General features: G+C 45.9%; 21 protein-coding genes and 1 pseudogene. 8 read left to right on the top strand and 14 right to left on the bottom strand.

Annotated elements, in window-relative coordinates:
• Window positions 1–55 precede the first annotated feature (55 nt).
• The 4 genes from queG to NLX74_RS14015 form a co-directional block, all read right to left on the bottom strand.
• A complete protein-coding gene (gene queG, locus NLX74_RS14030) occupies window positions 56–1,804 on the bottom strand; it encodes a tRNA epoxyqueuosine(34) reductase QueG (RefSeq protein WP_254329092.1) in 1,749 nt (582 codons plus the stop codon).
• 95 nt (window positions 1,805–1,899) lie between these two features.
• The gene (gene rnhA, locus NLX74_RS14025) at window positions 1,900–2,337 is read right to left on the bottom strand and encodes a ribonuclease HI (RefSeq protein WP_023986996.1); all 438 of its coding nucleotides are present in this window, start codon (window positions 2,335–2,337) and stop codon (window positions 1,900–1,902) included.
• A gap of 93 nt (window positions 2,338–2,430) precedes the next feature.
• On the bottom strand, window positions 2,431–3,015 hold the full coding sequence (gene lepB, locus NLX74_RS14020) for a signal peptidase I (RefSeq protein ID WP_235307236.1): 585 nt from the start codon (window positions 3,013–3,015) through the stop codon (window positions 2,431–2,433).
• 131 nt (window positions 3,016–3,146) lie between these two features.
• Window positions 3,147–3,572 (bottom strand): GNAT family N-acetyltransferase, encoded by a 426-nt coding sequence (locus NLX74_RS14015; RefSeq protein WP_069291098.1) that lies wholly within the window; start codon window positions 3,570–3,572, stop codon window positions 3,147–3,149.
• Window positions 3,573–4,093: 521 nt separating this feature from the next.
• On the opposite strand from NLX74_RS14015, the gene NLX74_RS14010 reads away from it, so the two are divergent.
• Both NLX74_RS14010 and NLX74_RS14005 read left to right on the top strand, forming a co-directional pair.
• Window positions 4,094–4,708 (top strand): superoxide dismutase, encoded by a 615-nt coding sequence (locus NLX74_RS14010; RefSeq protein WP_023986992.1) that lies wholly within the window; start codon window positions 4,094–4,096, stop codon window positions 4,706–4,708.
• 134 nt (window positions 4,709–4,842) lie between these two features.
• Window positions 4,843–5,334, top strand: coding sequence for a DinB family protein (locus tag NLX74_RS14005; protein ID WP_254329091.1), 492 nt, complete (start codon window positions 4,843–4,845; stop codon window positions 5,332–5,334).
• Window positions 5,335–5,528: 194 nt separating this feature from the next.
• On the opposite strand, the gene NLX74_RS14000 is transcribed toward NLX74_RS14005, so the two are convergent.
• A complete protein-coding gene (locus NLX74_RS14000) occupies window positions 5,529–6,962 on the bottom strand; it encodes a PTS transporter subunit EIIC (protein WP_069291096.1) in 1,434 nt (477 codons plus the stop codon).
• A 24-nt stretch (window positions 6,963–6,986) separates the two neighbouring features.
• The gene (locus tag NLX74_RS13995) at window positions 6,987–9,179 is read right to left on the bottom strand and encodes an alpha-galactosidase (RefSeq protein ID WP_254329090.1); all 2,193 of its coding nucleotides are present in this window, start codon (window positions 9,177–9,179) and stop codon (window positions 6,987–6,989) included.
• 174 nt (window positions 9,180–9,353) lie between these two features.
• Here NLX74_RS13995 and NLX74_RS13990 point away from each other — a divergent pair, with 174 nt between their 5' ends.
• The gene (locus NLX74_RS13990) at window positions 9,354–10,175 is read left to right on the top strand and encodes an AraC family transcriptional regulator (protein ID WP_250259437.1); all 822 of its coding nucleotides are present in this window, start codon (window positions 9,354–9,356) and stop codon (window positions 10,173–10,175) included.
• Window positions 10,176–10,344: 169 nt separating this feature from the next.
• Here NLX74_RS13990 and NLX74_RS13985 read toward each other — a convergent pair.
• The 4 genes and pseudogenes from NLX74_RS13985 to NLX74_RS13970 form a co-directional block, all read right to left on the bottom strand.
• A pseudogene (locus NLX74_RS13985) lies at window positions 10,345–10,532 on the bottom strand (adenosylhomocysteinase); the annotation flags it as partial.
• 106 nt (window positions 10,533–10,638) lie between these two features.
• Window positions 10,639–11,136 (bottom strand): NAD(P)/FAD-dependent oxidoreductase, encoded by a 498-nt coding sequence (locus tag NLX74_RS13980; RefSeq protein WP_254329089.1) that lies wholly within the window; start codon window positions 11,134–11,136, stop codon window positions 10,639–10,641.
• 169 nt (window positions 11,137–11,305) lie between these two features.
• A complete protein-coding gene (locus tag NLX74_RS13975) occupies window positions 11,306–12,193 on the bottom strand; it encodes an NAD-dependent epimerase/dehydratase family protein (RefSeq protein WP_254329088.1) in 888 nt (295 codons plus the stop codon).
• A gap of 1,070 nt (window positions 12,194–13,263) precedes the next feature.
• Complete coding sequence (locus NLX74_RS13970; protein WP_254329087.1) at window positions 13,264–14,151, bottom strand: NmrA family NAD(P)-binding protein; 888 nt, start codon at window positions 14,149–14,151, stop codon at window positions 13,264–13,266.
• A 230-nt stretch (window positions 14,152–14,381) separates the two neighbouring features.
• Here NLX74_RS13970 and NLX74_RS13965 point away from each other — a divergent pair, with 230 nt between their 5' ends.
• The gene (locus NLX74_RS13965) at window positions 14,382–15,023 is read left to right on the top strand and encodes a TetR/AcrR family transcriptional regulator (RefSeq protein WP_254329086.1); all 642 of its coding nucleotides are present in this window, start codon (window positions 14,382–14,384) and stop codon (window positions 15,021–15,023) included.
• Between the two features lie 306 nt (window positions 15,024–15,329).
• Here NLX74_RS13965 and NLX74_RS13960 read toward each other — a convergent pair whose 3' ends face one another.
• Entirely contained in the window at window positions 15,330–16,157 is an 828-nt protein-coding gene (locus NLX74_RS13960; RefSeq protein WP_254329085.1) for an SDR family NAD(P)-dependent oxidoreductase, read from the bottom strand.
• A 116-nt stretch (window positions 16,158–16,273) separates the two neighbouring features.
• Here NLX74_RS13960 and NLX74_RS13955 point away from each other — a divergent pair, with 116 nt between their 5' ends.
• Together NLX74_RS13955 and NLX74_RS13950 are read left to right on the top strand one after the other, a co-directional pair.
• Window positions 16,274–16,942: a TetR/AcrR family transcriptional regulator gene (locus tag NLX74_RS13955; protein WP_254329118.1), complete on the top strand. Its 669-nt coding sequence runs from the start codon at window positions 16,274–16,276 to the stop codon at window positions 16,940–16,942.
• A gap of 470 nt (window positions 16,943–17,412) precedes the next feature.
• Window positions 17,413–17,757: a hypothetical protein gene (locus NLX74_RS13950; RefSeq protein ID WP_254329084.1), complete on the top strand. Its 345-nt coding sequence runs from the start codon at window positions 17,413–17,415 to the stop codon at window positions 17,755–17,757.
• Window positions 17,758–17,788: 31 nt separating this feature from the next.
• On the opposite strand, the gene NLX74_RS13945 is transcribed toward NLX74_RS13950, so the two are convergent.
• Window positions 17,789–18,367, bottom strand: coding sequence for a hydrolase (locus NLX74_RS13945; RefSeq protein ID WP_235307223.1), 579 nt, complete (start codon window positions 18,365–18,367; stop codon window positions 17,789–17,791).
• Between the two features lie 125 nt (window positions 18,368–18,492).
• On the opposite strand from NLX74_RS13945, the gene NLX74_RS13940 reads away from it, so the two are divergent.
• Window positions 18,493–19,386, top strand: coding sequence for a TetR/AcrR family transcriptional regulator (locus tag NLX74_RS13940; RefSeq protein ID WP_254329083.1), 894 nt, complete (start codon window positions 18,493–18,495; stop codon window positions 19,384–19,386).
• A gap of 243 nt (window positions 19,387–19,629) precedes the next feature.
• Here NLX74_RS13940 and mutY read toward each other — a convergent pair whose 3' ends face one another.
• Together mutY and acpS are read right to left on the bottom strand one after the other, a co-directional pair.
• The gene (mutY, locus tag NLX74_RS13935; RefSeq protein ID WP_254329082.1) at window positions 19,630–20,862 is read right to left on the bottom strand and encodes an A/G-specific adenine glycosylase; all 1,233 of its coding nucleotides are present in this window, start codon (window positions 20,860–20,862) and stop codon (window positions 19,630–19,632) included.
• Window positions 20,863–20,866: 4 nt separating this feature from the next.
• Entirely contained in the window at window positions 20,867–21,271 is a 405-nt protein-coding gene (gene acpS / locus NLX74_RS13930) for a holo-ACP synthase (protein ID WP_069291092.1), read from the bottom strand.
• Window positions 21,272–21,455: 184 nt separating this feature from the next.
• Between acpS and NLX74_RS13925 the strand changes: the two genes are divergently transcribed.
• Entirely contained in the window at window positions 21,456–22,283 is an 828-nt protein-coding gene (locus tag NLX74_RS13925; RefSeq protein WP_254329081.1) for an alpha/beta hydrolase family protein, read from the top strand.
• The last annotated feature ends 48 nt before the right edge of the window (window positions 22,284–22,331 follow it).

The raw sequence follows: 22,331 nt of genomic DNA, 5'->3' as shown, positions 1-22,331 counted from the left end.
CTATCATAGCAAAACATGGGACAGCTAGCAAATCACTTTTTGCAAACATATGTCCTTATTGTTTCTCCAAATCCAGCAGCTTCGTCTTGACTGGTAAGCCTCCAGCATAACCGACCAAACTTCCGTTAGCACCCGATACCCGGTGACATGGAAACAGAATGGGTAACGGATTTTTGTTATTGGCTCCACCCACAGCACGTACCGCCTTGGCTCGTCCGATCGATTCTGCAATATCTTTGTAGGACACACTTTGTCCGTACGGAATATTTTGCAATGCACGCCATACCTGCTCTTGAAAAGGAGTGCCTCTCAAATCATAGGCTATGCTGAATTCCCGTCGTTCTCCCGCAAAATATTCACGCAGTTGATCCGCGGCTTCGCGCAGCTTTTCCGACTCCTGCACATAGACATATTCCCCAATCCATGTTCGGGCCCATTGCTGAAGCAGTGCTTCCTTCGCATGGAAAACGCCATAGTCTATTCGGCACAGCCCCCGATCTGTAGCGCACAGCGTCAACGTGCCCACAGGTGTCTCCATCTCATCATAATAAATGGTAGTTGGGCCCTGTGAATCCCCGGATATTACTTCTGATTTTGATGATTCAGACGCCTTTTGCTGTTCTGCCTGCTCTTGTTCCTCTAGTTTGGAATGCGCTTGCGCGATCATTTCGCGTACTTGCTCATGTTGTTCCTTCTCTGATGCTTGCTTGATCGCTGTCATAGCGTTTTCCCCTCCTATTCGACTCAAAGCCCACGCCGCCGTGCCTCGCAGCTCGGGACGTGGATCATCCAATAAAACCTCCGTTAATTTGGGCACCGCACTGATATCCTTGAAATTGCCCAGTCCAATGACCGCATTGCGTTGAATGGGCTTCTTCCCCCGCCAAGCCGCCGCACTTTGACCGAATCGGTCTTTAAATTCACGGTTGCTCAAATCTAATAACGGCAGCAGCAACGGCTTCACAATTTCAGGATCGGGTGTAAGCTCGGGATGGTGATCCCAGTTGAGACCCCGATTTTTGGGGCATACCATTTGGCAGGTATCACATCCGTACAGCCGATTCCCTATCTTCCGCATAAACTCCTCATCCAGAAAGCCCTTCGTTTGCGTCAAAAAGGATACACACCGCTGGGCATTCAGCTGTCCAGGACCCACAAGCGCACCCGTAGGACAGGCATCCAAACATTTGGTACACTCGCCGCAACCATCCGTTACCGGTTCATCTGGCTGGAAAGGAATGTTCGTCAACAGCTCACCTAGATAAATCCATGATCCCAGCGTCGGTGAAATCATCATCGTATTTTTGCCGCTAAAACCAATCCCTGCGCGTTCCGCAACGGCTCGATCCGACAGTTCTCCGGTATCCACCATGTTTTTCAATATGGCATCAGGCACCCGCTCACTTATAAAAGCCTCAAGCTTTTCCATCGCTTCGCGTAGCACCAGATGATAATCTTTCCCCCAGGCTGAACGCGCCAAAATACCACGGTACTTCCCCTTGTCCGACTTCGGCGGGTCCTTCATTTTAGAAGGGTACGCCACCGCAATAGCAATCAGAGATGCAGGCTGTGAGCCATACAGCTCCGGGTAGATCCGCTTATCAATATCTGGCTCCTCAAAGCCGGATTCATAGCCTTTCGCACGATGCTCTTCCAATATAGCTTTCAGAGACAGAAAGGGGTCGGCGGATGCGAACCCGATGGAGTCGATACCCAGCCCTGGAGCTGCCTCAATAATTTCCTGCTTGAGCGCAGCCCAAGTCGAAGCGGTTCCGGCAGCCGCCTGAGTCAATCCGCGTTGCATCCGATACTCACCTCTCTTCCACTTTTTATCATTACAGATATGAGGATTTGCAAAATACCCATATCTCAAATTTCAACAGAAAATAGCAGCAGATGCTACCGTAAATTTTTAACAGCACTGGTCGCCAGAAAATCACAGCGATTATTCAGTTCGTTGTCACTGTGCCCCTTAACCTTCACATATTCAACCTCATGCTTACCCATCAATTCCCACAGTTCTTCCCATAGTTCCTTGTTCTCCACTGGCTGATTTTTACTGTTGCGCCAGCCATTGCGAAGCCAATTCTTAATCCAGCCCTGTTTAAAGCAATTGACGACATAGGCAGAGTCACTGTGTACTTTCACATGGCAAGGCTCCTTGAGCAGCTTTAGCGCTTCAATCACGGACTTGATCTCCATACGGTTGTTTGTCGTCATTTTCTCGGCACCTGACAGCTCCTTACGATGCTCCCCATACAGCAAAACGATCCCCCAGCCCCCAGGGCCCGGATTTCCCGAACAAGCACCGTCGGTATACACCATCACTTCTTTCATCATCCTCTTCCTTTCCTCATCGGTAACCGCCTGCTCCGTCATGGTCCTGATCGGTTTGGACGTGTTCCGCATTGATTTCAGACTATAGTTGCTCTATAGCCATTTCCACTCAGATATGGGCCAAAATATAAATTCTGCACGACCCAGTAAATCTTGAGATTTAATGCTGCCAAAATAGCGGCTATCCTTGCTTGCTGCAATATGGCGATTATCCCCCATGACAAAAAAGTGCTCCGGCTCCACTGTAAAAGGACCATAATCACCATCCTCCACGTCAGAGTTGGTGTAAGGTTCATTTAGTAGCTCACCGTTCACATACAATTGATTATGCTCAACTCGGATGACATCTCCGGGAATACCTATAACTCTCTTCACTAAAAATCTTGGACTCGACAGCTTGGAATCGGGATCTTTTAAAATCACAATGTCCCCCCTGCCCGGATCATGAAAATTATAAACCAGCTTGTTAACGAACAAATGCTGGCTTTCCATTAGCGTCGGCTGCATCGAATGTCCTCTGACCGTGGACAAGTTAAATACGAACAGGTTCAGAAGCAGCAAGACGACCATGGCGATCAGCAGAGTGACTAACCAATCGCGTATGTAACCAGAGCGGCCTGCTTGTTTGGACGTTTCCGGCGAGGGAAGCGGGCCTGACGAAGGAGCCAAAGCGTCCATAATTAAACCTCCTCAACCCTGTTATAAATAGAAAAGCATATCCCGTACCCGATTGCAACGGTTACTCAGATATGCTCTAAATGTAAATATTATACTTAATGTTATTCAATTCTCTTTATTTCGATTCCCGATTAATGAGGCGCCAAAATACTCAGCTTCTGAAAAGCCTGTAAAATCTGGCTTGCTCCATAGCCCATCGCTTCGTACAAAGGCATGGCCGCACTGTTATGCTTGTCCCCTGCTACCCAAATACGGCTAACCTTACGTTGCTGAAAACGCTGCTCCATGGACTCCACAAGCGATTTGCCGATTCCCATCCGACGACGATCCGGGTGAATAGCGATACGATAGTAACAACCATCATTCTGATCCATCGTGCCGATCAAAGCACCAACGATCTCTCCCTCTTCTTCTGCAACGATGATCAAACCGGAATCCCACGAAAGCTGACGGGCAAACGCACTCACCGTCTCTTTGTAGCACTCCTCTGACAAGGCAATTTGCATGAGTTCCGTTACTGAGTTCACATCACTTAATTGAAAGGAACGAACGTGCATAAGTAATATCTCCCTTTTCGTAAGCATAATAAAAAAATTGAGACAGCACCGTCATTTTTACATAAATCCTTAAATTTCTTATCATGGTGTTAATCACAAGGCATTATGATAAAAATGCATACGATCTGCTATATATGAAATGAAGAACAGGAAAAGGGTATATGCCCTCAAGTTCGTCATGTCATAGACATGACAGATTATAGCAGACGACAAAAAAGCCGAAATTTCTGCTTCCTTGACCATTAAACCATACTTTTTGACGGAATACATCCCTTTTTCTCATGTAAGCGCTGTATATAAAGCGTTTACATTTTAAAGTTCACAATTTACCTCTTATTACCTATGTATTGTGTATTCCAATCGGGTTTTTGGACATGCTATCTACCAGGCCGTATTGCCCAGTTTGCTATTTTACAAACAAAAATGTTGATAAAATAGGCTGAATGCGGTTTAATATAACTATCGAGGGTATTATTACATAGGAACACTTACCCAACCATATAACCAGGAGGGATTTTACTATGGCATTTCAATTACCAGAACTTCCTTACGCAAAAGACGCACTGGAACCGCACATTGATGCACTGACAGTAGAAATTCACCATGATCGTCACCATAACACATATGTAACGAACTTAAACGCAGCTCTGGAGAGCGCTCCTGAACTGCAAAGCAAAAGCCTGGAGGATCTGATCTCCAATCTGGACAGCGTTCCTGAAAGCATCCGCACTGCGGTTCGCAACAACGGTGGTGGACACCACAACCACAGCCTGTTCTGGGAAGTTATCGGTCCTAACGGCGGCGGACAACCGACAGGTGCTATTGCTGAAGCAATCAGCAACGAGCTGGGCGGCTACGACAAATTTAAAGAAGACTTCACTAAAGCAGCTACAACACGTTTTGGTAGCGGCTGGGCTTGGTTGGTTGTCGGCAAAGACGGCAAACTGGCGATCACTAGCACTCCAAACCAGGATAGCCCGCTGTCTGAAGGTCTGACTCCGGTACTTGGACTGGACGTTTGGGAGCATGCTTACTACCTGAAATATCAAAACAAACGCCCAGACTACATTGCAGCATTCTACAATGTAATCAACTGGGATGAAGTAAACAAACGTTACGCGGCTGCAAAGAAATAAGCCAGTAACAACATCTCTATCTTATAATAAAGGGCTGTCTCAAAAGTAGATTTTCTACGAATGAGACAGCCCTTTTGGCATTCCATGGTAAACTGGTGGAGATGATTCTCAAATACAGCTCTGGAGGTTGATGGATGCAGACTTTTTTTCGTTACAACTGGATGATTCGGGAACAATGGTACCGCTGGTGTGAAGAGGTGTCGCAGGAGGAATTACTGAAACAACGCGTCGGGGGAGTCGGCGGCATTCTAAAGACACTCTTTCATATCGTTGATGTGGAGTGGAGCTGGATTCAAACGATTCAGGGCAAACCCGACTTTCAGGAGGACTTCTCTCTCTATGATACGCTCGACAAAGTCCGTGAGCTGGATGCAAAGTTTCGACTCGATGTCGAGCCGTTCGTGCTCGCTTGGCATGATGGTCTGGAACGGAAAAGGTTTGAAGATCACCTCCCGGACGGCAGGATTGTAATTGATGCGTGGGGCGAGGTGATGCGTCATGTCATTGCCCATCAAATCCACCATATTGGGCAGTTGTCCATATGGTCTCGGGAGCTGGGCAAGCCTCCGATTTCGGCCAATGTAATCGGCAAAGGGCTGATTGAGAGCGATGGTGGCATCAATTAGCTTAACGAATGTACATGCATACCCATGTAAACTTAAGGCCGTCCTCGGTCGTTTATAACGACTGAGGATGGCCCTTTTACTTTTTCATCTATGTTCTCTTGTCCATTCCATAAATATTCTCTTCCTTTAACCGTTTTCATAAAAGCTTGATTGTAACTGATTAAGTTTTTTCAACCTATCAATATTCTCTTGGTTCAGACTGTTGACCTCTTACTCTTGAAAGCACCGTAAGCCAATGTAAATAATGCTCCACATAACAGGGCAATAAGATGAGCGATAAGATAATTCATATGACCATGGTTCTCTGACGCGGCAATTGCAAAGCCGGGAAGAGCCGTGGTTCCGAATCCTATGGCTGTCAGCTTGCTTAAATATACATATGCTCCCGCAATCATTCCTCCGAGGCATCCAGCAACCAGGGGGAACTTATACTTTAAAGTGACCCCGAAGATCGCTGGTTCCGAGATTCCAAAAAGTACCGACCCGAATGCAGAGTAACCCATTTCTTTAACCTTAGTGTCTTTGCGATTCAAAAGAATATACCCCAACACGGCGCCCCCTTGAGCCATCAAAGCTACTGATGCCAATGGGTTGATAAAATTTCTGCCTGTATCGGTTAACAGCTGTGCTTCTACCGCACCCATAACATGATGTAAGCCTGTAATAACAATGATCTGCTGAATGCCTGCAAAAAACATAAAACCGAATATTCCTAGGTTTTGCGTCATCCAAAGCAGCGAAACGGTGACCAGACTGGCCAACTCTCGCCCAAGAGGGCCGATAATCGTAAACAATAGCAGGGAAGAAACAAAAACCGTCAGCAAAGGAGCCAAAAATAGTTTAATCATGTCTGGAACCTTTTTGTTAAAAAACTGATCCAACTTGGCTACCACATATCCCATCATTAGAGCAATAATAATACCGCCCTGAAATCCAACCAACTGTACGGGAAGGCCGAAAAGACTGATCGATTCCGGATTTTGACTCCCTTTAGCTACCTCAAAGGCATCCGCCAGGGCCGGATGAAGCATAATCGCACCCAGCACAAGCCCCAGAATAGGACGACCGCCATATCTCTTGGTTGCAGAATAAACAACAAGCAGCGGCAGGATGGTGAAAATACCCGTAGAAACGATTTGAACAAAGCGATTAATCCCTTGAAAAATTGGATACATCTCCACAATCGATTTAGGACCAAATAATCCCTTCTGACCTAACAGCCCGGTTATCCCCATTAACAATGCGGCGGCAAGAATTCCTGGCATGATCTCAATGAAGACATCTGATAGCGATTTAATGGCTTTTTGAAAAGGATTTTGCCTTTGTGCGGACTTCGTTTTGACATCACTTAATGACATATCTTCCGTTCCGGTCAGTTTGGAAAACACGGCATAGATATTATTGACCAGCCCTGCTCCAAAAATGATTTGTAGTTGATCCCCCGCTATGAAAACGCCTTTAACCAGATCAATATCTTCAATCTTCTTTAATTCCGCTTTTTCATTGTCCTCAAGTACAATTCTTAATCTTGTGGCACAATGGGCCACACCGATAATGTTGTCTTCACCACCGATATATTTTAAAATTTCTTGAGATATTTGCTTATACTGCTTTTCTTTTGCTTCCATCTAGTAAAACCTCCTCTAGCTGAATCAGATGTCTTCTTTAACAAATCTCCAGAACACGCCTAAAAAGTCCTGCTTTACCCTGGCAAGCGTTATGCCGACATGCATTAATTCATCACCGCCGAACAGCTCACCGGTTTCTACATTTCTATATACGTAGTCTGGATTCAGACCTTTGAATTTTAACGTTTTAATCGCGGCAGCGGGTTGGGATAAAACCTTGAAATAGCTGGCCGCCATTTCCGTTTGATCCTCTGACACAAAACTCCATGCGGCTTCATTTTCATCAAACGGATTAATAATTCTGTAAAAATTTCCAAATTGAATGAGCGATCTCATTTCTTTATATAAAGCTATCTGTTTTTTTACTATTTCTTTTTCCTCAGCGGTTAATGTCGTCAAATCCAGCTCATATCCTAAATTCCCGGCCATGGCGACATAACCTCTTGTCTCCAAGGGAGTTATTCTGCCCACTTGATGGTTGGGTACCGTGGAAACGTGTGCCCCCATGGTAATCGGAGGGTAGACAAGACTTGTTCCCCATTGAATTTTCAGTCGGCAAATGGCATCCGTATTATCACTCGTCCAGGTCTGAGGCATGTAATAGAGCATGCCGGCATCAAAACGGCCTCCTCCACTAGAACAGCTCTCGAATAAGACATGGGGAAATCTTGATGTAAGCTCTTCCATAACACTATAGAGTCCCAGAATATAACGATGCGCAGTCTCCCTCTGTCTCTCAGGTGGCAAGGCAGACGAACCCACATCCGTCATGTGACGATTCATGTCCCATTTTACATAAGTAATTGGAACGTCCGATAAAATATCGGAAACCGACTTAATGATGTACTCACACACTTCCTTCCTCGATAAATCCAACATAAGCTGATTTCTTCCCAACGTATGCGGACGATCAGGGACATGGATACACCAATCGGGATGCTTTCTGTATAAATCACTGTCTATGGATACCATTTCAGGTTCAAACCACAAACCAAACTCCAGACCCAGATTTCGTATGCGGTTTGCAAGATCCGGCAATCCATCTGGAAGTTTGCGACGATCCACCACCCAATCGCCTAATGAAGCATTGTCATCATCCCGTTTTCCAAACCACCCATCATCCAATACAAACAGTTCCACTCCTACACTTTGTGCTTCCTTCGCCAACTGCTCAATCTTGTCGGCATCAAAGTTAAAGTAAGTGGCTTCCCAGTTATTAATCAGGATCGGCCGCTCTTTGTCACGAAAAGGCCCACGACATAATCTGTTCCTGTATAATTCATGATAAATTCTCGACATGCCGCCCAAGCCGTTTTCGGTGTATACCATGACCACTTCTGGTGTTTGGAACGATTCCTCAGGTTCAAGCAGCCATGTAAAATCAAAAGGATTAATCCCCATCGTGACTCTTGTGTTCCGATAGGAATCTACCTGGGTCTGGGCCGTAAAGTTCCCGCTGTACACCAGATTAAAGGCGTACACTTCACCCTGTTCTTCATCTGTTCCTTCTCTTACAAGTGCCATAAAGGGTGCCTGTTGAGGGCTGCTGGCTCCACGGCAGCTGTCTACCATTTGAATTCCAGGTAAAATTTTTCGCCTTGCTATATTTTTTTCATTATTATGCGCACCGTACAAGGTAATTAGTTCATATTCATCATCACGAAAATCCACACTAGCACTTAACGCTTTAAGCAGTTTTAGCTGCTGCCGACCTTCATTATCGAAACGGACTGAACGGGTAATGACATCCCGCTTTGGATATAGGCTATAGGATAGTACAACCTTTACATTAATTAATGGGTCTTCAAGGACGATTTCCAGAGTTTCTACTTCGCCAGCATCTTCTGCATAAGTAGAAGGAAGCCCTTTCAATTTTGTTTTTCCTTGGTAAACCCGATGTTCTTTATAGCGAAAGTCTGTCACTGTAGAACCATTCTCCAATTGAAGCTGATACGCAGGAATCCTGAAATCACTATTTCCAAATGACGGATATTCTTGCGGGATAGTATCCAGTGAAAAGGCTCGATCCGAGCCATCGGGATTGGGTGAAAATCCTCTATCCATAAAGATGATTTTATTGCTTCCCCGATAGTTCTGAATTTTCTTCCCCCAATACAGATGGGCTAAATAACCATCTCGTATAACCTGCATGACATAACTCGTATTGCTGCCTTGTAAATGGAATAAAAGCTTCTCTTTATCGATGTGTATAGCCATAGCAACCCCCTTATAGAGCCAATAGTATGATTTCCAAAAAGTATAAATTATGTTGTTTACTTATTGTTTACATCCTAATCATAATTGAATAGTTTCAATAATTATATGGAATAATGTAGACTCTATATGAAACGGTGTGATAATATGCAGAGATGAATTAAGGGGTGAAAACAAATGAGTTCACACTTTTCCAATCATTCCTATAACAACCTGGATCTCAATTTATACACATGTGGCAAAGAAAGCTGTACCAGCAAGCACTCTTATGGTCCAGCCATTCGAAGCGGGTATATGGTGCATTATATTTTAAAGGGAAAAGGGATCTTTAAAGTCAACGATAAAATCTATCATTTGGAGAAAAACGATGCTTTCTTTATTGAGCCGAAGGTTTTAATTTACTACGAAGCGGATGAAGTCGACCCATGGGAATATGCCTGGATTGGTTTTAATGGGGTGCAAGCAAAAGAATATCTAAGCCGGACCTGTATCAATAGGGACAATCCCATTTTCCGGTTTGAAGCAGAGGGCAGCCTTGCCCGCTGTATGGAGAGTATCGTCGTTTCTTCTACACTGAAATCCAACAAAGACCTGCTGCTTGCATCCAAGCTGTATGAATTTCTGTATCTGATGGTTGAACATTACCCTAATCAGGAAGTCAACCCTGAGGTAAGACAGCAGCGGTATATTAAAGAAGCGCTTCTCTTCATTCAACAAAACTATTCACACTTCATTACCGTAAGCGACATTGCCAAGTACATTTCAATTGACCGTTCGTATTTGCATCGTTTATTTAAACAGCAACTAAATAAGTCACCACAGGAATTTTTATTGCATTTGAGGATTGAAAAATCGTGCTCCCTATTAAGAAATACTTCCCTTAAAATCGGCGATATTGCTCGGTCTGTAGGGTATAAGGATGTACTCCTATTCTCCAAAATGTTCAAAACGGTCAACAAGGTGACTCCATCCGAATACCGAAAAAATCCCCAAGAATAACACGCTTCGTTCGCAACTAAATTAGGCATATTCCTCCCAGAAAACAGAAAATAGCGGCAGCATGGATCAACCTCATGTCCATACTGCGCTATTGTCAAAAGAAAATAAAGTTCTAGACTGAAAAATAAAGTATTAGACTGACATCCAAAAAAACACATAAACAAGAATGATATTTCAGCGACATAGCCTGAAGTACAAAAGTCATATCCATAATTTCCGTCGGCTGTCGTCGCCTGCTGCTAACGAGGCGGCCTTCCGCCAACATGTATAATTTGCGGCCGTCCACCAATTATACTATTTGATGTTGCGGCGCATGGTTCTTTTCAAAGCCGATATCGCTTCTAACTCCAATTTGTTTCCCCATTATTTCTGGAATATTTGTACTTTGCACCAGGGTTGGAGCAAAGAATATCCCTTCACATTCAATAGATCGGTCATTGTTAAACGTAATTCGACTCACATATCATTGATGGGATTCAATTCGTTGGATGCTCTCTTCAACTAAGGCAATACCGTGAATGTTTATTTCCGCACGTTGCTCGTCCGTTAGCAAGGAAGCATTGGTGAGCACGGTCAAGCGCTTTGTCCAGCCTGATATCATCTTCATATAATGCAAATTTGAATCATTCGGAGCAATCACGCTGATCTGCCGGTCCCTCAACTCCCATCCATCACAGAACGGACAGACAAAAGCGCTGGTGCCATACACTTCGGGAATCCCCTCAATGTCAGGCAATACATCTTTCATGCCTGTGGCAAACAAGAGCTTGCGACTGCGAACCGTCGCTTTCGAGCTCTCTAACTGAAGGCGAAAATCACCGTCACCTCCAGTAACAGATGACACCACCCCAGATTGGAATAGGACCGAAGGGTACTTCAATATCTGTTCCCTTGCAATCCGCCGGAATTCAGATGGCGTAATCCCAGCACGTGTCAAGAAGCCATGAGATTCTTTTGTCACATGATTTCTTGGCATCTCCTTATCGATTACCAGTACCCGTCTGCGTGAACGAGCCAGCACCAAGGCGCGTTCAGTCCAGCAGGGCCACCGCCAACAATCGCAACATCATATATTTCGGCCTCAGTCTCCGGTCATCTTCCTTCTACCTCCCTGATCAACATCGCAATCTTCAAAAGCTATTGGCAAGCCAAGTTTGCACGGATTCGGCTTCAGGCTTCCATCCAAGCAAGTTTCGAGCATGCATAGAGCGAATTCGGCAATTCGTCGCAAGTGTATATTGAGCAAGAAGGCCAAATTCAGCAACCGCTTCTTCCAGAGACCAGCTCATCGTGCGTCCCTCATATCCAAGCGCCTCACTCACGTAACGGCTTAGATCACGGAACGATTCCTCACCATTTTCTGCGAAAAAGTAAGAGGAGGATGGCGCTTTGTCTAGCGCAAGAAGATACAATTGGGCCAAGTCACGGATATGGACGTTCGACCATCTGTTCAGACCTTTGCTAATATAGACTCCGGCCTTCATTTCTTTCGATTTCTGTACAATCATTGGAAGCTGAATGCTGTCTCTTGGAAGTCCGAGAGACGTTCCATATACCATGGAAGGTACGATGACAATGCCTCGCACTCCTTGATCAACCCCTGCTTTACGCACCAGCTCATTGACTCGAATCGATTCCAAGTCCCTTGTTACAGGTGTTTCTTCGTTATAGATTTGCTCGCTCTGGAATTCGCCCTTGGCATCATCCCCAACGTTGCCTGAACCGGATGTGTGAATCAACGGCTTTCCTGTACCGCGCAATGCGCTAATAAACGTCTCAATAGCCTTGCGGTGAGCAACGTCAGCTGTATGAATCACTCCATCGCTCCGTTTTGCGTAATCAGCCAGTATTTCCGTATCTCCAAGTGTGCCCACGACAGGCTCCACTCCAAGCTCTTTCAGCTCGTTTATTTGGCTGGTGCTCCGGGTCAGACCATAGATAGAATGCCCTGCATCGAGCAATACTTTAGCCACAGAACTTCCAATATATCCGGTAGCGCCTGTCATAAATATTTTCATCGTTCGTCATCTCCCTAATCTAAGTTCTTAAAAGTAAAGTGATACGATCTGTCACTGCCTCCTATACTTAAATTAATAATAAGATATTATAGACCCACCATGTCTATAATAAAACGAAAAAAAGGTGCGTGATTCAGCTTGCATTCATACAAAGAACCAGCTCCTTTGATCGCATGGACACGAAGTGCATAGTCGAGTTAAGAATAATTCATTTGCGCTCCAATTATCGACTCATCGAGTCCATAATCGACTGACTTAGCTCATTTTAGGGCTACGGATTACATATGTCAAGTACCTGGCTCGCCTAAACCGACATAAACCATTGTAATCTTAAACTTGTTGCTCTTAGCATCCCGTATGAGACGGGTTGCATAGCAACGTATTCCACATGCTATCAAGCGTACCAGAAGACTGAAAATATCTCGTCATAGACTCTGTCGAAATCAAGTGGCAGTGGTTAAATAATTCAAAATTTTAAAAACAATTATTCAAAGCTGTTCGCAATTTCTTTGTTAGCTTTATGTCGTTCTCGTGCCAAATGTTTTTAACAATAACAACGAGCATCCGGTTTTTCGTTCCGCAATTATCTCAGCTCGGCCGATGAAGCTATCAACATTAGGATATCTTCTGCATATTATTTCAATAAATTGGCTTTTACCACGCCATATTTAATGCCAAAGAGAGCCTATCCCTTTATTAATTGGAAATGATTTAACCTCCAAATCAAAGTGATGGGCTTATTTTCTTTCTCCTAAGCACTACACTACATTAGACTGACGCTATTTCATTAAGCTAACGAGCAGATTAGTTTAAAGTCAATCGATATGAACCTTATCACAGGTAAGGTTATTTTTTTGTGCGCATTCATCAATAAAGAATAAAGCTCGCTGTCACTTCAGCGAGCTTTGTTCTTTATATGTCAAAACCAAGTCATAGTAAACCCTATTCGAGGTCTGAGATTAGAGGAGGATGAACAGGCTGCCATCTCAAGATTCTCCAGGTCAAGTTATCGAAAGAAATAACGCACTTAGGCGCGTTCTCATCCGCAGGTTAAACAGTATTCTCGCTGTTTAAACAGATTTAATATACACATCTGCAAAAACTTTTGCAAAGTCTTCGACCTTGACTTTACCGAGGTGGTAGTCGGTGGCACGGAGGCTGGCGTAGAACTCGTCGGCGTTCTCGCAGGCGCGGTTCATTTGGGCAAAGGCGTTGGCAGTGTTTTCGTGGAAGCCGATTTTTTTCATATTCTCAGCAAGAGCTTCAACGGGAATCTGTTGGTATTTGGCCTCGATACCATTCTCAGCAAGGGCATTGAGCCAGTCGTTACCTGTGGCCCAGTCACTAACTATGAACTTCGCACTTTTACCCGCTGGGGTGTGAGAAATCATGGCGTAAGCGACGTCCGCGATATCAACGGGGCTGACCCAGCCTTGTGAGATGTCAACTGAAATTGGGCTGAAGATAGTCTGCTGGGTTTTGAGGCTTTGCATGTCGGCAAAAAGATTGCTGTAAAAGCCGACAGGCCGGATGTGGACAACGTTCACGCTTTCAAGCGAGTTTAGCGCGTCTTCTGCAAAATGATAGCTGTAGAGAATGCCGGCGTTTGGGTTGTCGGCGCCGACTGAGCTGAGGTTGACGACGTTTTTTACACCTGATTTTAGCACAGCGGCCTTATAATTTTCAGAAAGATCAATGGCGGTCTGCCACATGTCGGTGCCAGAGGCATAATTGATACCTGAAATCATGAGGTAGACGACGTCGCTACCTGCAAAAGCCTGCGCGAGGAATTCGACGTCGAGGTTTGAGCCGACCGCTGGTTTGGCACCGAGCGCTTTGATGTCGGCGATACGATCTTTGGAGCTTGTGATGACGGTGACATCGTGGCCGTCTGCGATTAGGGATGGCAGGTAGTTGCGGTTGATATTGCCGAGTGAGCCGAGAACTGTGATTTTCATTGTATTTTCTCCTTTTAATAATGTGATTTCGAGAAATGTATATCGCTTTTGAGACCGTTATCCCTTCCCTCGATTGGCTATTCATTACAAGAGAGATTATACAACGATAAATTAACCGAGTAAACTAAATTAACGAAATTAGTTAATTTAATATATTTATTAAATATTGTTTATTGATACCTCTATTTTGATATAATATGATTTGATGAGCATTAGAGGAGGCTTTAATCGTGAGAAAACCCGTGAGCGCAGATCAATATCTCAATAAAATCAAACCTGTAATTAGAAGAACCAGATTCAGCCAACTGAAAATTGACGATATCGCAAAACATATGGATATTAGTAAAGTGACGCTTTACAAGCACTTTTCATCCAAAGATGAAATCATCGAACAGGTTGTAGAGTATGGAATTCAGTATTTGCAGCAGGCTGACACCGTTGTATATGATGATTCCGTTTCATATATTGATCGATTTCAAAAAACGTTTCTGGAATCGTTAATAGGTGTTATTTATTTATCCGATTTGTTCCTGCAAGACCTCAAGGAGTTTTATCCACGACTTTTTGAAAATATTTCCGTTGCTCAACAAAATAGAATTAAAAATTTACAATCTTTTTTTCAAACCGGTATGGATAAGAAGATTTTTAACAGAATGCACGTTGCGCTGTCCTTAGTTCAAGACGATGCTACGCTTCGGCGCATTATGGAACCGACCTTTAGTATTCAATGGTATGATCTCACCTTGAAACAAGCCGTTATGGAATTTTATAAGATGAAACAGTATCAAGTGATTAGTCCTGAGTATCTGGATACTGTTGACGATTCCGTTATCGAAAAAGAAATCATTCGTATTTTACAAACCATTTCGTGAACGCATTCACTTCTCCCGACTTGCTCTTAGTGATGCTGTCGTCCGTTATCTGAGTAATCGTTGTAAAGTTTGTAGCTTATTACGCTAAGAACGCTAAGAAGGCCATCCTTGTAGATGTCCATTAAACTTGCCGGTTAGAGACAGCGCAGTGAACCGTATCACAAGTAGGGCAAAATTTATGGTTATAACAAGGAACCTCTTCGAAAAAGTCGGAGAGGTTCCTTGCTAAAATAGAAAGCCGGTTGGTTATCTGATATATATTCTGCTAAGTGATGTTGACGTCCGCTCCAGTCCAATTGCAACGGCTTATTGCATAGGGTTGCCTTGCGCTGCATTCGAGACAGTCTCCGAGGCTTCCCAGGTAGCTAGACGGTCAGCATAGATGCCGCGTGCCATAGGCAAGACTTCCGAGCCGAGCGCAAATCGTAGTGGGGGTTCCGCTGCGTCCACGATCTTGAGAACGGCTTCTGCAGTCGCTTGAGGGTTGCCGCGTTTTTCGTTTGATAGACGCGTGAACACCTGCTTCCGTACATCGGCATAGACGTCCATTTCCGGTACTCGCTTACCTGAAGCGCCAAACTCGGTCGCATAGGCACCGGGTTCGAGCAGCGTCACCTTAATCCCAAAGTCCTTGACCTCTTGCACCAGGCTTTCGTGGAGTCCTTCGACCGCCCATTTGGAGGAGCAATAGAAGCCGATGAGCGGCCTTGCCTCGATCCCAAGGGAGCTTGAAACGCTGAGCAAATGCCCGCTGCCCTGCTTCCTCAGCAATGGCAAGGCGGCTTGGATGACTCGAAGATAACCAAAGTAGTTCGCGTCAAACAGAGCGCGAACATCGGCTTCGCTTGCCTCCTCGACCATTCCGACCAAGGTGTAACCGGCATTATTGAGGACAACGTCCAGCTTGCCGAAATGGGAATGAGCCTGCTGAACGACCTGGCGAACCTGCTCAGCATCCGTTACGTCGAGCGCCATGGGAAGAACGAGATCTCCGAAACGTTCCTTCAAATCGGAAACGTCTTCCAATTTGCGGGCGGTAGCCGCAACCTCATCTCCACGCGCGAGCGCGGCCTCTGCCCATATGCGTCCTAAACCGCGAGAGGCTCCCGTGATGAACCAGACTTTTTTGTCCATGGTATACTCCTCCTTTAAATTCCCTGTTCTGTGTGGGATACTTAAATTAAAGCACCCAAATACGGAACTGTCAAGTTCCGGAACTATAAAGTATCGAAAAAAGGGGGTTGAATTTTATGAATAAGATTAAAAATGAAGAGTCAGTCGGATCCAAATTAGCTGACAAAGTAGCGGAAAAACCAGCGAAAACATTAGGCCGTAAACGAGATCACACGCTGGATGCTAAAATCCTGGAAGCGACAATCGACATCCTCGCCGAAGCCGGTTTTGATGGAATGACAATGGACATGGTCGCAGCTAGAGCGAAGGCCGGGAAGGCGACAATGTATCGCCGCTGGTCCTCCAAGGCAGAGTTAGTCCGAGATGCCTTGACCTGGATGAATCGAAATCATCTTGAGCTTGACCTCTTGCCCGATACGGGAACCTTGCGCAATGATCTGCTCGCGCTATTGAAGCCGCAATCGATCGAAGAAGATGAACGCAAACTTCGAGTACTCGCAGGCCTGGGCTCCTTTTTTTCGCAGAATCCGGAATCGGTTAACGGAGGGATTTTCGAACCGTGGGCTGTAGTGAATCGTGAGCTCATGCACCGGGCCGTCGGCCGCGGTGAAATCTCCACCCACGCGGACATTGAGATGGCTTGCCAGGTTATTACTTCAATGGCTTCTTATCGCGGACTCGTACAGCGCAAAACATTCGACAAGCATTTCTACACTTCGCTAATCGACGTTATCCTACTCCCTGCCCTCAAAAATCCGTTAACGTCTCCAAATGAAATGGAATAAGGAAGGCGACCTTTTGCTTGTGGAAAGAAAATCCTACCACGAATTGGTCATGATGGAAGGGTCATCCCAAAAGGATGGCCTTAAAACTTGCCGTTACAGACAGCACGGTGAACCGTATCACAGTAAGTCATTATGCTAACGGAAAACGATAGCTCATAAAAGACACTCTGGCAGCCGATCATAGTGATCGGCTGCCAGAGTGTCGAGAAAGTCCAGAGGACTTTTCGACACTTCTATTTTTATATGGGGAGACGCATCTTTTAAAACAAAAATCGATTTAAAACGATCTGAGGACCCTAGTTTTTAGACCACTAAGACAGTTTTAAACCCTCTGCAAAAAAACAGGGGGTTTCTCGACAGCCTGGCAGCCGATCATAGTGATCGGCTGCCTTTGTTTAACTAACGGGCAGGATAGTTTAAAGCTTTCGATAAATCGTATGGCCTTACGAAAGACAATAAAAGCGCAGCTCATGATTGGAAAAGACCGTTTAAAAGAGCACCACCAATTCCACTGGCAATTATGCAAATTTATTAGCATTAGCGCTGCGCCAATAGGCGTACTCGTCCCATTGGGCACTGCGGAACTCATGCTGGTTGCTATACAAGAAGCGCGTGCCAATTGCGACGAGCCGTTCGCTCTATATCATTCAGCGGTTACTTTGTATATTGGGTGCAGCAGGTCGTATCCCATGCCGTCAGCCCATATGTGCACCCTGAGAACACATAATCGTCCTTTAAGTATGGCCAGACGAGATTCCCAGCAAACGCAAAGCGAGTTTCAAGCTGTGGCGTTCTTCGTGTATTCGGTCAAATAATACACGGGGAATGGGAAAGTCATTTTTTCAACTATAAACAGTTGCCTGAAAGGGCAGAGAGGATTTCCTGTGTTGTCCGGGTACGCCCGATGCGTGGAAAAATGAAATTTTTTACGTAATCATGCCCGGTTTCGGAAAATCCAGTCATCGCGTCAATCGCCAAAATCAGCTGATACCCATGCATAAACGCTTCCCGCGCAGTCGTATCAACGCCCAACTCAGTAGCGATGCCGCATAAGACGATGGTATCAATTCCCCGGCGGCGCAACTGAAGGTCGAGCTCCGTTCCGTAAAAAGCCCCCCATTGCTTCTTCGTGATGATATGGTCTGTCTCGGTGACCCGCATTTCCGGGACGATTTGATCCCATCCTTCAGGCAGATTCAGGGGTGGTGCAGGCGAATCCAACTTAGGACGCGGGATATCCTTCAAATCTTTACTAGATACCCGGACCAGTGCAACCATTGAGCCTTGCTCACGGAAAGTATCTGCCAAGGCTGCGGCGTTAGACACTACCTGCTCAGCAGAATAAGGGGCGTATTGATTTCCTATCCACTTTTGCAAGTCAATAACAACCAACGCTGTTTTTTGTGGATCCCATAATCGTTCCATTCTGTATGTTCTCCTCATCTCTTCGATTTGACCGTATGTTTAGTTATGTGAACATATAGTCACTTGACTTCATGTTTCGTATTTTGTACTATCATTCATGAATAGTCAAGGGGGAGATTTTTCTTATGAGTGTGACAAGGGAAGAGGTTTTAAAATCGGCGATGAAGCTTTTTAAGGAACATGGGTTTCTTTCGACGACGATACAGGATATTGCCGAGGATTGCGGTATTGCCAAAGGATCAGTCTATAAATATTTCCCTTCCAAGGAAGACCTCTTCAGCGAGGTGTTTGATCAATGCCATAACGCCTATTTTGATCAAGTCGATGAACTGAAACGTTTTCCCGAACTCTCGCCAGAAGAGCAGTTTCTGCAGCAGATCATTCTGCGATTCCGCTATTTTATGGAATACAAGCATATTCTGGTCGAATTCACGGAGCTCCCCATCCAACAGGATCCCAAGTTCCAGCCGCTTAGACACAAGGTTAGGGGGCGGCTCATCCGATGGCATAAAGAGTGTTTGATACAGGTTTATGGCGAAGAAATTTATCCGTTCCTGTGGGATTTGGTTTCCATCTATCGTGCGATTCTGAAGGAGTACTTATTTTGGGTCGTTTATGAAGAAAAGTCTCTATCGCTTGAGGAAACGGCAAGGTTCATTTTGGATAAGCTCAATGTGCTCGTTAAGCATATGATGGCCTCTAACCTGAAGCCTCTGCTGAAACAGGCTTCGTTCGAGAGGTATTTAAGCTGGGGGCTCGAGGACCGCCAAGGGGAGAGAGAGCAGTTCCTTACCGAGCTGTTCCGGGAGATGGATTCGGCCCTTAATGTTCTTCCATCCGGCGCAAAACATCGTTCGGAGTTGAAAGAGGTTTACCATTTTATCCAGAACGAAACTCGTAAAGCGGAACCGAACTTCCCTTTGCTGCAAGCTTCGCTCTACTTTTTGGAGAGAGAGAAAGAGCTTAAAAGTCAGGTCATCCAGTTAAGGAATATTATTTATTCAGGTAGGGGTAGGTAGCTTGTTATGTGAAATCAAATCTAACCCCATCGGGGACAAGAGTGCAGACTCTAGGGGTGGAGAGAACAATACGCGAAAAAGGTACGTCTAACGTTGTTACGGTTAGCGAGCATTCCGCTAACGGGAAACGTTAGTTCAAAGGAAACAGCGACAGTCTTGGACTTTATTTTCTCGTCCTTGGTTGTCGCTGTTTCCATTTTCTAGGCTCAGTCTAATTTTTTGCTGACAGCTATTCAACTAACATCAGTTCTGTTTTTGCTTCGCATAATACTCGGTGATCAGATCGAGGAACACCTTGGGAAACGCCAAGGTGGCCATATCCGCTTCGCTGATCCAGCGGTACCCCGCTGGCAGCGCATTATGCGCGTGCCCCGCCTGCTCAGCCAGCGCAATCAATGCACCTGGCTTCGCTTCGGTGCTGTAGCTGGCCCGCTGTTCGGCAGCCAGCGGATGTCCTCCCGCCTCCCCGGCAGGGACGGCGACCTCTTCACACTGGAACACACGCAGGTTCCAGTGAATGTGGCTGAACGTGTGCTCCGCCTCACGTACAAACCGCATCGGGCGCGCAAGCACGCCCTCAGCCAGCAAATGAGCCGCCAAATGGTCCATGGCGGGCTCATCCGGCACCGGGCCGTTGTAGCCCTCCGGCCCGGCAAGCTCATGCGGCAGCTCCCACATGCGGGCCAACAGGCCCTTGGCCGGGCGCTGCCGTACGAGCAGGCGGCCTGCGTTCGCTCCGCTGCCCTCGATGAGGGCTACGGAACGTGGCTCCAGCCGAGGCGGCTTCGCCTTGGTCTTGACTGGCAGCGTCTCCTCGCGACCTGCCAACCTGCCCGAGCAATGCTCCATGACCGGGCAGGTCAGACAATGAGGCGACTTCGGCGTGCAGACCAGCGCCCCCAGCTCCATCAGAGCCTGATTAAAATCAGAGGCCCTTCCTTCGGGAATCAGCTCCCGTACCAGACTTTCCATATGCGCCCGCGTGCTGCCCTTCATAATATCCTCTTCAATAAGAAAATAACGCGACAGCACACGCATTACATTTCCGTCCACAGCAGGCTCTGGTCGATTGAAGGCGATACTCATAATCGCCCCCGTCGTATACGGGCCTACTCCTTTCAGTGCAGCGACAGCCTGTGTATCATCCGGCACCTGCCCGCCGTGAAGCTCAACTACTTGTTTTGCCGCAGTTTGCAAATTCCGGGCCCGCGAATAATAACCCAGCCCTTCCCACAGCTTAAGCACATCCTCCTCGGGTGCTTCCGCCAACGCTTCAATTGTAGGAAAACGTGCAATAAAGCGATTAAAATACGGAATGACCGTATCGACACGCGTCTGCTGAAGCATAATTTCCGAGATCCAGATATAAAAAGGATTCCGATGGCGGCGCCACGGCAAATCACGTTTGTTACGTGTATACCAATTCAACAGTTCAAAGCTGAAATAACGCTTTTGTTCCAATGTATTTGTAGTCATCACATCACATCTCCTTATATTCGACAATCACAAAAGCAGAGGCAATGTTAGGCTGATGTGTAATACTCAAGTGAATGCTGTAATTCGAGTCACCTGTAGACGGCAATCTCAGTCTATCCCATGCGGATGAAGACAAATAAACGGCTGGCTTCCCCCCAGGTTCCGGTAAAATATCCATATCGCCGAACCCGATGATTTGCCCAATTCCGCAACCGAAGGCTTTCGTTATCGCTTCCTTGGCGGCAAAGCGCCCAGCTACGAACTCCGTTAGTCTACCCTTGCGTTCCACAGCAAGCTCACGTTCTGCCGGGGTCAGCACCCGATTCAAAAACGCATCTGCATATTTACCTGCTAAAATATGAGCCATACGGCTTATTTCCAGCACATCATGTCCAATTCCGTAGATCATTTGGGTATTCCCCGTCCTTTTTACTTTACTGGATCTATTGTAACAGTGCGTACACACCCTGGCGAGTCACAAAGGCGTAAAAGCGGCACCAAAATATGTTAAAATAAGAAAGGCTATAGGTGAATGTTTTGAAATTCAGCTCATATGCCCATTTAAAAAAAATCCCGTAGAAAGGAAGGATAGGATGTCAGAAACCATTATTGTTGAAGCAGGTACCGAAGCAGGAACAGATGCGGTGATCCGGGCTTCCTGGTTTCCCGCTAAAAATACAGCCAAAAGCCTGCTCATCATCGCTCACGGCTACAAAGGATTTAAGGATTGGGGCATGTTCCCCTATATAGCAGAAGCATTGAGTAAGGATAACCATGTTGTGACCTTCAACTTTTCACATAATGGCATAGGTGAGGATTTAGAGAATTTTACCGAGCTGGAAAAGTTCGCACGCAACACCTATAGCCGCGAACAAGAGGATTTGGAACTATTGCTGTCCAATCTGAGAGCACGTCATGAGTTCAGAGAATTGCCGTTGTTTCTGTTAGGACATAGCCGAGGCGCGGGAAGCTGCTTTGTATATGCTCTAGATCATCCCGGCGAGATTGCTGGCGTCATTTCATGGAATGGCGTGACAGATCTTGATTTGTTTACTTTACCGCAAAAAGAAGAAATGCGCGCCAAGGGGCGCAGCTATGTGGAGAACGCTAGAACCGGACAACAGCTTCCGCTGGATGCTGTCATTCTAGAAGACCTGGAACAAAATCACCAGCGTTTTGCCATTGTAGACAGACTTGCCAACAGCCAGCTCCCAGCTGTACTGATCCAGGGAACCGAAGATTCCAAACGTCTACGGGAGGGCTCTGCCCTGCTCACATCCGTTCGTCCCGACATCGAATGGGTACAAATTCAAGGCGGCAATCATACCTTTAATACCGTTCATCCATTCCGGGGAGGTAGCCTTCCACTGGATCAAGCGATTACTGAAACCCGCCGCTTCATTGAGTGGATCACCAATTAAATTATTGCCCCTTCAATACAAACGGCGATCCGCCGGGCGGATCGCCGC

This window comes from Paenibacillus sp. MZ03-122A, assembly GCF_024213325.1.
In the GTDB taxonomy this organism is placed as follows: domain Bacteria; phylum Bacillota; class Bacilli; order Paenibacillales; family Paenibacillaceae; genus Paenibacillus; species Paenibacillus polymyxa_B.
Note: the sequence above shows the minus strand (reverse complement) of the source record. Positions and strands in the feature narration are given on the sequence as shown.